General features: G+C 44.6%; 2 protein-coding genes. Both read right to left on the reverse strand.

The features are described 5' to 3' along the window. Positions 1-9 precede the first annotated feature (9 nt). On the reverse strand, positions 10-14,232 hold the full coding sequence (locus OLM56_RS04355; protein WP_264528449.1) for a T9SS type B sorting domain-containing protein: 14,223 nt from the start codon (positions 14,230-14,232) through the stop codon (positions 10-12). Between the two features lie 36 nt (positions 14,233-14,268). Continuing rightward, positions 14,269-16,179 (reverse strand): PorP/SprF family type IX secretion system membrane protein, encoded by a 1,911-nt coding sequence (locus tag OLM56_RS04360; RefSeq protein ID WP_264528450.1) that lies wholly within the window; start codon positions 16,177-16,179, stop codon positions 14,269-14,271. Between the last annotated feature and the right edge of the window lies 1 nt (position 16,180).

Here is a 16,180-nt window from a genome sequence, read left to right on the forward strand (position 1 = left end):
TTTCTTTTTTTATCTGTAAATAGTGAAGTTTCCGACAAATTCTCTGTTATCATTCGGATTTCCGAGCTTGATGAGGTACCAGTAATCTCCAGAAGGCATTTCGGTTCCGTTGTATCTTCCGTCCCACGATTGACCTTGTCGTAACGATGCGAGTTTCCTTCCGTATCGGTCAAAGATATCGGTCGTAATATTCGGATAGTTTTGAGTATTACCTGGCGACCAAGTATCGTTATCGCCGTCGTCATTCGGAGTGGTTACATTTGGAATCGTAATATCCGTGAATATTACATTGATAACAGCTCTGGCTTCACAGCCGCTACTGTCGGTCACTACAACTTCATAAGTACCCGATTGGAAGAATACATATACATTATTCCTTCCGTTGTCATAGCCGTTGAAAGTATAGGTATAATTCCCTGTTCCTCCAGAAGCTGTCGCGGTAATTTGGTTAAGCCCTGTTTCGGCTAATGTTACTGTCAGCGGTATTCCATTGTTGATGCTAAAAGAAACGGTATCTGTACACGCAGAAGCATGAACTACCTCCACGGTATGGCTTCCATTAGGAAGATTTGTAAAGATGTTTCCAGTCTGAGGTGTTCCTCCATCCAACGAATAAGTTACTGCATTGGCCACACTTGGGTTGACTAGGATTGTAACTGTGTTTTCGCCGCAGTTGTAAACGATAGTTTCGTCAGCATCAATGTCAACTGGAGCATCTAAGGTCACTTGAACAGAAGTAGTACAGCCTTTTGCATCTTTTACATAGATGGTATAGGTCTGCCCTCCGTCTAAGTTTTCATATAAAAATTCACCTCGTACGTAGGTACCGTTTTCTGTAAGGCTCGTAGAATAAGGCGCTGTTCCTCCGGTTACCGAAATTTCAATAGCGCCATTATTGTCATCTACGCAGATTTCTTGAAGTACATCTATTGCTGTTGCCTGCAAAGCATTTGGCTCGGTTACTGCAATAGCGACTTCTCTGTAACATCCTTTAGAATCAACAGCTCTTACAAAATAATTTCCTGCAGCAATATTCTGGAATACGTTGCTAGAAGAAAGGACAAAGTCAGGAGAAATTCCATATTGTAAAGGTCCTGTTCCACCAGAAGCTGTTATGGTAATTCTTCCGTTCGCAAGTCCGTTGCAGGTTGCATTAACTGCTGTTGCCGTTGCCGTAATTGCTACCACTGGGTTGATTCTGAAAGAGGCAGTTTTGGTACATCCGTTGGTATGCTTGACATAAACAGTATGGTTTCCAGGTGCCAAATTGCTGAAGGTGTTTGATGTCACATACGTAATTCCGTCTAATGAATATTGTACGTCGTTTACAACCGCCGGATTTACTGAAACAGTTACGGTATTTCCAGGTATATTGTTGTCACAATTCGTCGTTACAGCTACAGTCGGCTGTAAGTTTAAGCCTTCGTTTATGTGGAATACTGCAGGAGCCATTAGACATCCGTTGGCATCTTTTATATACACAGTATACTGTCTTCCTCCAATCAATCCGGTATAGGTCAACGTCGGTGTGAAGTTGGCAGGATTGTTTGAATTAAGACTCGTGAAATACGGAGCCGTTCCTCCAGAAGGGATTATCGTTATTGTTCCATCATCCAATCCGTCACAGGTTTCTGGCGTTCCGTTTACGATAGCCGTAAGTGCAGCGGCAGGCTGTGTTACCGTAATATTCGTAAGTGTAACTTCACAACCGTTTTGGTCTTTTACTTTTATCGAATAAGTTCCAGCAGCAAGATTGTTGAAAGTGCTTGATGAAATATAGGTATAAGCCGGGGAAATTGCATATTGGAATATTCCTGTTCCTCCTGATGCTGTAACTTGAATACTTCCTGTCGATTGTCCGAAGCATAGAACGTTAGCCGTCGTATTAGCAGTTGCTGTAACAGGTACTATCGTATTGATCGTGAAAGGAGCCGTTTTCGTACAGGTATTCTGATGCTGAACGTAAGCGGTATAGTTTCCAGGCGCCAGGTTGGTAAAGGTATTTGAAGTGCCATAGGTTATTCCGTCTAGTGAATATTGTACCTGTCCTACGACCGCTGGATTTACGTTTATGGTTACCGTGTTTCCAGGGACATTATTGGTACAGTTCGTTACTACGGTTGCTGTAGGTCGAATGTCTACGCCTCGATTTATGGTAAAAGTCAGCGGTGTTATAGAACATCCGTTGGCATCTTTTACGTAGATGGTATAGGTCTGTCCTCCGTTCAGGTTCTGGTAGACGAAAAGATCCTGCACAAAATCTGCGGCGTTGTTGGAATCGAGGCTAGTAAAATACGGAGCCGTTCCTCCTGCAGGCGTAATGGTAATCGTTCCGTCATTATTTCCAAGGCAGGTTTCTGGCGTTCCGCTTACGGTTGCCGAAAGCGATGCAGTAGGCTGTGTTACGGTGATGTTCGATAATACGATTTCGCATCCAATCGCGTCTCTTACATTTATCGTATAAGTTCCGGCCGCAAGATTGCTGAAAGTATCCGAAGTTCCATACACAAAGGCTGGCGAGATGGCATATTCTATCGTTCCGGTTCCTCCTGTGGCAGTTACTTGGATGCTTCCAGTCGATTGTCCGAAGCACAATACGTTTGCAGTCACATTTGCAGTTGCTGCGATCGGCTGCAGGTTGTTGATGGTAAACGGAGCCGTTTTGGTACAGGTATTCTGGTGCTGCACGTAGGCGGTATAGTTTCCAGGCGCCAGGTTGGTAAAGGTATTTGAAGTGCCATAGGTTATTCCGTCTAGTGAATACTGTACCTGTCCTGCTACCGTTGGATTCACGTTTATGGTTACCGTGTTTCCAGGGACATTATTGGTACAGTTCGGTACCACCGTCGCAGTAGGCTGGATGTCTACGCCAGGATTTATCGTGAAAGTCAGCGGCGTGATTTCGCAGCCGTTGGCATCTTTCACGTAGATAGTATAGGTCTGTCCGCCGTTCAGGTTCTGGTAGACAAAAAGGTCCTGCACAAAATCTGCAGCGTTGTTGGAATCCAGGCTAGTAAAATACGGAGCCGTTCCTCCTGCAGGCGTTATCGTAATCGTTCCGTCATTGTTTCCAAGACAGGTTTCTGGCGTTCCGTTTACGGTTGCCGAAAGCGATGCAGCAGGCTGTGTTACGGTAATGTTCGACAATACGATTTCACATCCTATCGCGTCCCTTACATTTATGGTATAAGTTCCGGCCGCAAGGTTGCTGAAAGTGTCCGAAGTTCCATAAACAAAGGCTGGCGATATCGCATATTCTATCGTTCCGGTTCCTCCTGTAGCGGTCACTTCGATGCTTCCAGTCGATTGTCCGAAGCACAATACGTTTGCAGTCACATTTGCGGTTGCTGCTATAGGCTGCAGGTTGTTGATGGTAAACGGAGCCGTTTTCGTACAGGTATTTTGGTGCTGTACGTAGGCGGTATAGTTTCCAGGCGCCAGGTTGGTAAATGTATTCGAAGCCACATAGGTTATTCCGTCCAAAGAGTACTGGACTTGTCCTATAACAGATGGGTCTACATTTATGGTTACCGTGTTTCCAGGAACATTATTGGTACAGTTCGGCACCACCGTCGCAGTAGGCTGGATGTCTACGCCAGGATTTATCGTAAAGGTCAGCGGTGTTATAGAACATCCGTTGGCATCTTTTACGTAGATGGTGTAGGTCTGTCCTCCGTTCAGGTTCTGGTAGACGAAAAGATCCTGCACAAAATCTGCAGCGTTGTTGGAATCCAGGCTCGTAAAATACGGAGCCGTTCCTCCTGCAGGCGTAATGGTAATCGTTCCGTCATTATTTCCAAGGCAGGTTTCCGGCGTTCCGTTTACGGTTGCAGAAAGCGCTGAAGCTGGCTGTGTTACGGTGATGTTCGATAATACGATTTCGCATCCTATCGCGTCTCTTACATTTATGGTATAAGTTCCGGCCGCAAGATTGCTGAAAGTATCCGAAGTTCCATAAACAAAGGCTGGCGATATCGCATATTCTATCGTTCCGGTTCCTCCTGTAGCTGTTACTTCGATGCTTCCGGTCGATTGGCCGAAGCACAATACGTTTGCTGTTACAGTAGGCGTAGCTGTGATTGGCAGCAGGTTGTTTATGGTAAACGGAGCCGTTTTGGTACAGGTATTTTGGTGCTGCACGTAGGCGGTATAGTTTCCAGGCGCCAGGTTGGTAAAGGTATTCGAAGCCACATAGGTTATTCCGTCCAAAGAGTATTGGACTTGGCCTACAACAGACGGGTCTACATTGATTGTTACCGTGTTTCCTGGAATGTTGTTGGTACAGTTCGGTACCACCGTCGCAGTAGGCTGGATGTCTACGCCAGGATTTATCGTGAAAGTAAGCGGCGTTATAGAACATCCGTTGGCATCTTTTACATAGATGGTATAGGTCTGTCCTCCGTTCAGGTTCTGGTAGACAAAAAGGTCCTGCACAAAATCTGCAGCGTTGTTGGAATCGAGGCTCGTAAAATACGGAGCCGTTCCTCCAGAAGGCGTAATGGTTATCGTTCCGTCATTATTTCCAAGGCAGGTTTCCGGCGTTCCGTTTACCGTTGCAGAAAGAGCCGTAGCAGGCTGTGTTACGGTGATGTTTGTAAGCTCGACTTCACATCCAATCGCATCTTTTACCCGTACAGAATAGATTCCTGCTGGAAGATTGCTGAAAGTGTTTGCCGTTCCATAAACGAAGGCTGGCGAGATGGCATATTCTATAGTTCCAGTTCCCCCGGTAGCAGTTACTTCGATGCTTCCAGTCGATTGGCCGAAGCATAATACGTTTGCTGTTACAGTAGGTGTCGCTGTGATTGGCAGCAAATTATCAATCGTGAAAGTAGCCGTTTTGGTACATCCGTTTTGATGTTGGACGTAAGCGGTATAGTTGCCAGGCGCGAGGTTTGTAAATGTATTTGAAGTAACATAAGTTATTCCGTCCAACGAATATTGGACATCGCTTACGACTTCTGCATTTACGGTTACCGTTGCCACAGTTCCAGGAAGGTTATTCGTACAATTCGCTTGTACTGTAACGGCAGGGATTACTTCTACAGCAGGATCCATATATTGCTCCAACGGAGGGTTTACGTTACAACCGTTAGAATCTCTTACATAAATCAGATATAAGGTATCGCCTACTAAATTGGTAAACGTATGCTGGTTGCCGATTACAGGCACGAATGTTACATTGTCAAGACTTACCAAATAGTCTCCAGTTCCTCCCGTGATGCTTATCGAAATCGAACCGTCTGCATCGTGAAGGCAGAGTTCTTGGCTTACTACATCTATTGTTGCTACGAGCGGAGCAGGTTCTAAAATATCAATCTCTAACAATTCAAAACAGCCTTTTTGGTCTTGTACGACAACTTCGTAGCTTCCCGGAGGCAATCCGTCGAATAGATTGTCTGTTACAAATTGGTTGAGGTTAGGGGAGATCGCATATTGAATGATTCCGGTTCCTCCTGTAGTATGGATTTCAATGCTTCCGTTGGCATCACCAAAGCATAGTACGTCTCTTTTGGTATAGGTTACCGTCAGCTGCGCTGGATCGGTAATAGTAATGACTGAAGACGTTGCCGTACAATCACCGCTTACCACACGGACATAGTAGTTTCCTGCCGGAAGGCCAGTAAAGCTATTTCCTGCCTGAGGTCCGGTTAAGACATTGCTTGCTCCGTCTAACAGTTCATACATATAATTGCCCAATCCTCCGGTTGTATTGGCCGTGATAGCCGCAGTGGATTCGCCTGAACAATTGATATTGGCACTGCTAAGTTCTAAATTCAGCTGTAAAGCCGGAACAGGCAAAATGGTTACTTGGTTGGTCAATACGGCTTGGCAGCCATTGGCATCTCTGACATAGTATTGATACGTACCAGGCCCTACATTAAATACGGCTGTATTCGAGTAGGCTGTTCCGTTTGTACTAAATTGGTAAGGTGGCGTTCCGCCAGAACCTGAAACGGTAATCTCTGCCTGTGTCAAGCAGGTTATGTTACTGGTTATAGACAAGAATCCTTGTACTGGTGTCGGTTCTGTTATGGTTATTGTTGGCGTTGTCAGGTCGCAATTCCAACCGTCTGTTATCGTAATGCTGTAAATTCCTGCTCCAAGTCCTGTGAATTGAGGATTTGTCTGAGGACCAGAACTTAATACTATAGTTGTTCCAGCGGCATCATAGTGGTTCAGGATATATTGATAACTTCCTTGTCCGCCTATTACATTTAGAACTTCGACTGTGGCCGTGTTGTCGCCAAAGCAAAGCACTTGCGTAGTTGAAGCGTTGATGTTTGCCGTGATAAGTGCAGGCTGCACTAATACAACCGTTTGGCTTACGATACATCCTCCCGAGTCTCTTACTGAAACAGTATAATTTCCTGCAGACAATCCCGTGAAAGTACTGTTTGCCGCATAAGCTTGTAGGGTTGTACTCGTAGTGGTATTTACCAATTCATACAAATACGTTCCCCAGCCGCCAGTGGCAGAGGCTGTGATTTCTCCTTGGTTGTTATCGCAAGTAACGTTAGCAGTTGGATTTGCTGACAAGGCCAAAGGACTGTCAGGCGAAGTCACGGTTACTGAATTAGAATCTTCGGTACAGAAAGGCGTATCGGTTGCCGTAACAACTACATGAAGATTTCCTGCCGATAATCCTGTTATCGTAAATGGATTTACAGTCGTATTGCCAGTTCCTGTGGCTACTGTCGTTCCAGCTGCATTAAGGACTGTATACGAATACGCTCCCGTATATCCTGTTACGTTTATGATCAAGCTTCCGTCAAAATCTCCGAAACACGTTACAGGAGTAGGGCTTGACGCGATTACTTCTATAGTATCAAAAGGAAGAATTTCATAAGGTACAGAAAGCATATAGCATCCTGTGACATTATCGGTTACTTGGAACGTATAACTACCAGGCTGCGTAAGCGGTAATGTTGCTGTATAGGTTCCTGCTCCTGGAGTTATGGAAGCCTGTGATCCTAATGGCAAGACATCGAAAGTAAAATCTCCCGATCCTCCGGTTACGGTTATCTGTACAGCTTCATCGTTTGTACAAGTAATTGCGGTTCCTTGAACAGCTGCAACTACCGTTATTTCTGGTAGCGGATTGATGGTTACTGTTGTCGTCTGAGAGCAATTATTGCTGTCTTTTACAGTCACGGTTATGTTCTGAATACTTCCGTTGTCTACAATGTCGAAGGTATTTGTAGGGAAGAAATTCGTGCCGTCAATGCTATACGAATACGGAGCTGTTCCTGAAGGATTTCCTGTTCCGTCATTCTCAACCGTTACCGTAAGTGTTGAAGTGGTTACCGTATTAGAAGCATTACAAGCAAAGGCTGTTGCCGTAGCGCTGATGTCTAAAAGTGATGGTTCTGTAATGATTACGGTTTGAGTATCCGAACAATTTTTGCCAGATGTTACCGTCACAGTATAAGTTCCTGCCGACAGTCCTGCAAATAGCGGATTGTTCTGCGTTATGGCAGGATCGGTTCCGTTATCGACAGTATAAGTATACGGTGGATTGTCGTTTGATACAGGCAATGTTATGGTAATGACTCCATCTGAACCTGCGTTACAGCTTACGTTTTCTGAAGCTGTCGTAAAGGTTACTGGAGTTGGAACTTCTAGCGAAATTGTTGCTTGTTCGGTACACGTTGAAACGGTGTCATGGATTACTACTATGTAGCTTCCTGCTGCCAAACCTGTAAAATTGTTTGCTGTTTGGGAAGCGACAATCGTCGTGCCCGTACCATCCTGCAGTTCGTATTCATAAGTTCCAGAACCTCCAAAAGGCGTTACGGTAATTTCTCCGTCGTTGTTAGCACAGCTTGGCTGTACAGCTGCAACAGGAGTAAGATTGAGCGGCGCAAAAATCTGTAGCGTTACTGTGTTTCCGCAGCCATTGGCATCTTTTATTTGTACTGTATAGCTTCCTGAAGCTAAATTGCCATAAGTAAACGATGCCGCAGCTTGGCTTTGGAAGGCTCCTCCGTTTAGGCTATAGGAATACGGTGCAATTCCGTCAACCGTTCTGTCTACTTGGATGGTGAAACTTCCTTCTGCTGTGTTACATTGATTGGCTACACTTGCAGTGATGATAGGAGCTGTGTCTGTTGGCAATGTAATCGGCGCTGCTTGGATACAGTTGTTAGCATCTTTGATATACACGGTGTAATTTCCTCCTTCAACATTGAAAACATTGGCAGCTGTTCCTGCCCAAGTGGCTACTGTAGGTGCTGGGTTTCCTCCAGCCACTAATTGGTATTGGTAAGGAGCGGTTCCGTATTGCCCTGTTGCTGTAATCTGCCCTGCATTTGCAGTACAATTGTCATTTTTAGTCACGGTAGCTGTGACTTGCAACAGATTAGTCGATTGGCTTATGGCAAAAGAAGGAGAGGCGTTCGTACATCCTGAAAACGCACCGCCTACTTCTGTAAACAGTATGTAATAATTTCCAGGAGCAAGCGTGCCAAAATTATTTACCGTTACGGGATTGCCAGATGCTGGTAATGGCGAGGTACTGCCTGTTATTCCTGTGCTCGTATTAGACTGTGCATTGAAAATTTCATAATTTACCTGCGATGCTCCAGTATCGTAGTTGCTAAAGGTAAATGAAACACTTCCGTTTCCGCTTCCTGTACAAGAAACGTTGCTTACGACATTAAGCGCAGCCGTTAGGTTGGAAGGCGAATCGATCGGAAGGTCTGCGGATTTGAAATAGTAGCATTGCGTCACTACGTCATAAACCACAAAAGTATAAGTCACGCCTGGAGTCAATCCTGTGAAGGTTGAAGTTTCTGGAGTTCCCGGGTTGGCAGGTTGGTAATTGTTGGAATACGGAATCGTATTGTATTCTAAAATTGCAAACTGGAAGTTACCGCTGCTCACTGCCGAAGTCACTGTAATTTGTGCAGTTCCTCCGTTTAAACAGTCAGCCGTAACAGCAGAAACGTCTATGACTAAATCGTCTGGAGGCGAAGCGATAATGATATGATTTCTCACTACAGAACATCCGTTAGCATCAATCACATCAACCTGATAAATACCGAAGGCCAAAATCTGGAAAGAATGGTCTTCTCCTGCGGTAGTCACATAAGTGTCAGAATAGCCGAAGTTGTTGCTTACATGATACGTATATTGTCCGGTTCCTCCTGTGACATTCTCTACGATAATTTCACCGTACGATGTGCCACCAGGATTATTACACGTAATATCTACAGTTGAAACGTTGTAGGTAATGGCAGCTGGCTGTGCCAAAGTAATGGTTGCTGTATCCGAACACGAATTGCTGTCGGTTATAGTAATCGTATAATTTCCTGCCGGTAAGCCTGAAGTCTGAGAACCGTAATTAGTCCCCGTTGTTGTATTTACCACAGAAATGGCTATAGGAGCCGTACCGACAGTAGTGTCGATCACAACTGCAATCGCACCGCTATTGTCGCCGTTACACAAGATATTCTGTGTTTGTGTTACAGAAGTTATTACAGGATTGGTTATTGGCGATATGGTCACTATGTTCGTCTCAATACTACAGCCGATGTTATCTGTAATCTGGAATTGGTATGTTCCTGGCGCTGCTGTTGAATAGTTTATGGTTGATCCAGTTACTGCTGTAGCCGTGCCGTACGTTCCTCCGTTTACAGAAGTTTGGTAAGAATAAGGAGCCTGTCCGCCACTAATTGCAATATCAATCACGGCATTTGGACTCGCCGTACAATCCAAATCTTTATTCAATACAGAGATAGCCACAAGCTGCTGCCCAATGACTTGAGTGATAGTGTCGGTACAGCCATTTGAATCGGTTACTTCAATAGTATACGTGCCGGGTGTCAGATTGGCAAACGTATTAGAGGCTTGACTTCCTGCTCCGTTTAAGGTATAAGAAAAAGGAGCCAGTCCGCCAGTTACGCTTACGGTTATAGAAGCACTGTTTGTGGTATCATAGCAGATATCCGAAGTAGCTGCTATCGAAAGCGCAGGGCTTGTGACGGTACTTAGCGAGAATGTTTCGCTAACGGTACAATTGTTTGCGTCTTTTACCGAAATCGTATACGTTCCAGGCAGTGTCAGGTTGTTAAAAACGGAGCTGGATTGAGGTCCGACAATCGTTCCGTTTGGCAATTGCAATTGGTATTGATAGCTTCCCCATCCGCCTACGGCTGGAGCAGTGACGCTTCCGGATCCAACACACGTAATCGGATTTACTGTTGGTGTCAAATCTAACGCTGCTGTCGGGCCATTGATTGCGACTACAGCTGTCGCCGTACAATTTGTTGCCGAATCAGTTACCGTAATCGTATAATTTCCAACAGGAAGATTATTGACTGGGATTGCAGTTGCTGTCGTGTTTGTTCCAGAAGCTACTGTTGTTCCAGAACCGTTTACGACAGTATAGCTGTATGTTGTTCCAAAACCGCTCACGGTATAATTTGCCGAGCCGTTTGCCTGGCCGAAACAAATTATATTGCTTACAGGCTGTCCCGTAACGGTAATCGGAGTCACGAGATTGATCGTGTAATTTTTAGTGAAAGAACATCCATTGGCATCGGTTATTTCAAAAGTATATGTTCCTGGCGCCAATCCAGAAAATACAGGATTGCTTCCGTTGTTTGCTATGGCAGCCGCAGGAGCTGTTATCTCATAGACAAACGGACCTGTTCCGCCAGTCACTGTCAAGGTAACATTTGATGTCAGCGCTGGACAGCTCGGAGCTGTTGCCGCAAACTGAATGTTGGTTGGCGGAGACAATGGATTGATCGTGATGGCATTGGTGGTGAACGTACAGCCTTCAGCATCTCTTACTGTTACCGTATACGTTCCAGCTGTCAGACCGCTAAAAGAAGTGGCACCGCCAAAATTGATGCCGTCGATACTGTATTGGTATGGAGGCGTTCCCCCTGTTACGCTTCCTGCCGTCACGCTTATGGTTGCTCCTCCAGTGGTACAGTTATAAGGCTGTGTCTGGGTTACTGCTCCTGTTAGCGGTGCTGGCTGCGTTAGCGTGAATGTAGTCGGAAAAGAACAGCTTCCGGTCGTATTATTTTGTATGAAGTTGACGGTATAATTACCTGGAGCCAATCCGTTGAAGATACCAGAAGTGTTCGTGCGAATTACAGTGCCTGTTGCATCCAGCAATTCAAAAGAGTACGAAAAGCCATTGGCGTTGGTCACCGTATAGGTTATGCTTCCGTTGTTGGCACCGTTGCAGCTTATGTTTTGAAAACTGGTCGTGAATACCACATCTGGAAGATTCTGGATGGTTACCGGATTTGACAATACCGTACAGTTATTGTTGTCTACCATAATAAACACATAAGTTCCTTGCTGGCCTATCGGGATTTCGAAGGTATCGATGTCTGTATAATCGCCAGCCGTCGGATTGAGTAGCGTTCCGTTAAAGCTGTAGATAGCGAATACATATGGCGCTTCGCCACCTGACGGAGTCAATCGGATGCTGCCTGGCGTACAGGAAATGTTTTGGACAATCGTAGCATTTAAGCTTAAATTACTATTGTCTAAAATGGTTGTAGTGCTTGTGTACGTACATCCGTCATCTGTCCTCACCGTAACGGTGTACGTTCCTGGATTTAGATTTTGAAAGATATAATCGTTATCTGTCAGCGGTCCTACGTTTATAGTGCTTGGCCCGGAAATAGAATAATAGTACTGCGGTCTTACATTTGAAGCTTGCAGCCTGATGCTTCCGAATCCATTGCAGGAAGTATTTTTAGTAATGACGTTTACTTGGAAGTCCAAATCAGAAACTCCAATATCTGGAATCGTGAAAACGCAACCGTCTGTAACACCTTGCTGCCTGATCTGTACCAGATAAGAACCGGCTTGGCTTATCGGAAAGATAGGACTGCTCTGGTACCCTACCAAAACAGCACCTGTGTTTTGATTGACCAATTGGAACTCATAAGTCGAAGGCACGTTGGTGACCGTAATCTGTCCTGCTGTGTTACAAGTAATATTTTGTACAATATACTGCGCATCCAAAAGGTTGGTGTAGACATTGAAATAATATCTGTTGAAACAGCCGTTCTGGTAGTTGATGACCACACGGTACTGTCCTGCGAGCGTCACATTGAAATTAGTTCCGGTTCCGAATTGATTCCAAGTACAGGCAAGATTTTTATTTGGACAATCATCAATACCAACCGCTGGACAGCTGGCTTCATCTAGTTTTTCCCAGATGATGCTCACGGCATCTGTAATATTGGTCTGTATAAAACGGCTGTCGTTCAATCCGCATAAGAAGATGTTCGGCAGCTGTTCCCCGTCATTCGGACAGATTACAATCTCGTCTGCGAATGGCAGTACCGGATTGGTCTGGTTAGTTCCGAATAAGGTTACATTGATGTATTCCGTAATTCCGATACACGGAGGAGTCGGTGTATTAATTACATAATAGCTTCCTGGTGAAGTTACCGTGATGCTCTGCGTATTTCCAATAATAGCACCGTTGGCATTATGCCATTCATAAGAAGCATAACCAGAACCGGCAGTCAGGACTACGGAAGCACCACAAAGAATCTCGCTTCTGGTGAAAGCACATTCGTCAATATCGACAAGGAAATTTGCCGGTCCAGGAATTCCTAATCCGCAAGAATCCAATCCTGCATAACTTGGATCGTCTGAAATTGTATTGCTGTTCAATTCTCCTCGATACGTAGTATAAGCTAAATTCTGGATAATATTAGAACAAGCGTTTGTCAATTCGCTACAAGTGTTGACTACTTGGACGCGAATTTTTATCGTATATACAGGATCGCCAATTTCAACCAAATTGTTTGGCACAGTAAACACCAATTGTCCTGTTCCGGCATTATAGGTATAGGTTGTTCCAGGAGCACCGCTTAAATCTACAGAGCCTGGACCATTAGTAAAGATGGTGTTTTCTGGAAGGATATCTCGGATGCTTAGGGCTCTCGTATTATCATTTCCAATATTTTGAAACGTAATCACATAGTCTAAAACCTGCCCGAGATTGACATCTGCACCGCCAATATCATTACCGCTGATGTCTCTAACAGTCTTGACCAGCTTGATTTCTGGCTCGATTACTTCTACTGCAAAGGAGGTAAGGAATGCACCATATCCGTCTCCTGATGTCAGCAGTCTTAGGGTTGCCCCTGTTTCATTATTGGGTATAATTCCATTCAATGGATTGGACAAGTTGAGCATGTCCAAATCAAGACCCAGGGTATTGGTTCCATAAGGACTCCTGTTCGGGACTTGCGCATTGTTATTGGTAATGGAAGAGTTGAAAAAGTTGTTAGCTGGATTCAGCGTATTGGAAACATCTGTAAAAGTAGCTACCGTATTTGCTTTGATTCTAAGCCTATCATTCGTGATTCCTACGTCGCCTTCTAAAGCACCTACTCCTAGTTTTGCACGAACTGGGAAAGGAGCAGGAAGCGTCACAAAGCCGTTGATATTGATGTCTGCCGTAACGTTTCCTTGTACACCGGCATATCCGTCAAAAGTAGAGATGAATTTTCCAGGCATGGTCGGGTTTTCATAAATGATGACCATTACCCAGCCTGCAGAACTCGCCCCGTCTCTTCGACCTTTGGCAGCACGGAGGTTGGCCAGCGTATAGGTTCCGTTTGGATTTGCCAGTCCTCTTACGAGGCTGGTCACGTTTTTGTAGCACACAATCGGTGAATCCTTGAAAGAGGCAGAAATGTTTGCGGCGTTGTATCCGTCAAAAATTATGGCATCTTCATCGCCTGCTGGATCGGCATTGTTGTCTGCCGACAGGTTTAGATAGGCGCCTCCAGGGAGCTTGAATTTGACTTGATTCCAGTCGTTAAACCTCGGCGTTCCTTGCCATTGCGAGTTTTGGTTCGTGCTTCGTTCATACGGATAGGTAGAAGCCCAATACAATCCGGCATAGATTACTTTGGAACAGCTGCTTCCCAAGGACAGATCTGCCGAACTGGAGCTGAATGTAGATGGGTCGCCGTCAATATCGATATATTCCATATTGAAGGAGTTGTTGTCGCTCGTGCCATTGTAAGGCGTGTTTGCTTCCGCTACATTGTTTGCAGCGGCCCTGTTAAGGATATTGTTTCCGACAAAAAGGATATCCCCTTTTACTTTTAAGCTTCCGTTCTGGAGTCTGGGTGAGAAAGGGACGGGTACTTGTGCCTGAGCGCTAAAACAGGCAAGGATAAGACATCCGAGCAGGACGATTGTCTTATGAACATGATTTGGGAGCTGGTGCATTGTGTTTGTTTTTAGTGGTATTTGTTGTTTTGTTTTTTAATTGGTGTTAATGCTCATGATCCAGATGGGGTCAAAGTAGGTGTTGTCCGCATTTGAATAATAAGATACGAGGGCTTCTTTCCATGATGAATGCTTTCTCAAGTAGACATATCTGAAATTGTTTTTAGGGTTTATAAAATAGCTTGTTTCGACTCCCCGGCTCTTCATTTTTCGCATGAATTTTTCGGTGTTTTCCTGCTCGGCAAAGACATTGGCAATGATATAATAGCCTGTTTCAAGTCCTGCAACCGAGAGCTTGTTTCCTTTTTTAGGGGATTCTCTGATCTTGGCGGTTTTCTTGGAATAGAATTCCTTGATTTCTTCTTCTGTCTTGGCGCTTATTTCTCGTTGCGCTTTTTCGTCTTTCAGCATGTCCTCTACGGAGCCTTCCGTGCTTTTTTGTGGTTCATCGTTTTTGTTTTTGGAATTACTATCTGCGTTCTTGTGGTTCTCGTCCAGCCCGAGCTCGTCGGGATTGTCTACATGGATGATGTAGATGTCTTTTTCTTTGCCTGATGCTTTTTTCTTTTCGTAGGATTTCAAGGCTTCAGGAAGTGATTCGTATCGTTCTATGATAGGCGAACCGTCTTCTGATTTGGAAACGATATAGTATCCGTTTTCGGCATCTTTCAAGTCTTCCATCGTTTTTGGGACTATTTTCTTTCCAGGTTTCGACTTGCGAAGCACAATCGGCTTGGCATTGGCTTCCTTGGCGCTGTTCTCTCTTTTTACATAGTCCATCAGGTTTTTTACCTTCTGCTCGAATTCTGCTTTGCGGATAGTTTCGATAGAGTCTTCCTGCATCAGCATATCCAACAGGTGCATGTTACTGTCGTCCATCTGTAGTTTTAGCTTTTCTAATTCAAGATCTTTATCGAAATCTGGTTTTCCTTTTTTGGAAGCTTTTTTAGACGCCAGTTTTTTGTCTATGGCTTCAATTTGGTCTAAAGTGTCTTTCACGGTAACGACTTTCTTTTTTGCCAATAGCCTATCTTGGAACGAAAAGGCCATGGTGATTTCATGCGTAGGACCTAGATTAACGAGGCCTTCTTTAATGGTTCTTTCGTACGTATAGCCTAAAGAAAGTCTTCTTGTAAAATGAAATCCGATGCCTACGCCTACGCCAAAAAAATCATCAATGCCAGTCTGTATCCATCCGAATTTTGGAAAATCGACGAGTATGGAACCGCTCAATCCCAAATCGCTTTCTTGGTTGACTTTGCCTCGGGCCGCAAGCCTGAAACTGCTGCCTTCGAACAGGTCTGTCAAAGAACTCATCTCATGCGAATACATGATATGGGCCGAAAAAGTCTTATCGGAATAATCTTTTGCCAGCTTGCTCGATTTGAAATCGTAATCGATAAAATTTTCTGCATAAATTCCAAAATCGATATTGCCGTAGCTGAGGTTGAATCCGGGTTTGATGCTTAACAGCGAATTGTTTCTCATGGCTAGCAATATAGGATCGGGCTCTTCGGTAACGGTCCTATTGCGGTCAACGCCGCTGTTGTAGTAGGCGAGGTTAAACCCAAAAGTCAGGTCCATTTTTTCGCTTAGCTTGACGTTGTATGAATAGTTGGCAATTCCTCCAAAACTTACGATAACGCCTAGATTCTGTTGGTATAAACCGAAACCGAGTCCTGATCTGTCGGAGAATTTTCCTGTATAGGCCAGCATATATACTTTTGGAGAATCGTCAAACTGTATCCATTGGTTCCTGTGGTATAAGGAGATATAGGTATTGTCTTCGCGTACAAAAGAAAACGCAGGATTCTGCAAAAAGCGGTTAAACTTGAGATTGTTCTGCGACGGCAGGTTAAACGTGAGCACAGGGGCGTCCTGCGCGCTTACTTTCATAAAAGAAGCACTAAAAATAAAAAACGATAAGACAAGGTAGTTTTTTATCATC

Source organism: Flavobacterium sp. N2550, from assembly GCF_025947265.1.
Classification (GTDB): Bacteria; Bacteroidota; Bacteroidia; order Flavobacteriales; family Flavobacteriaceae; genus Flavobacterium; species Flavobacterium endophyticum.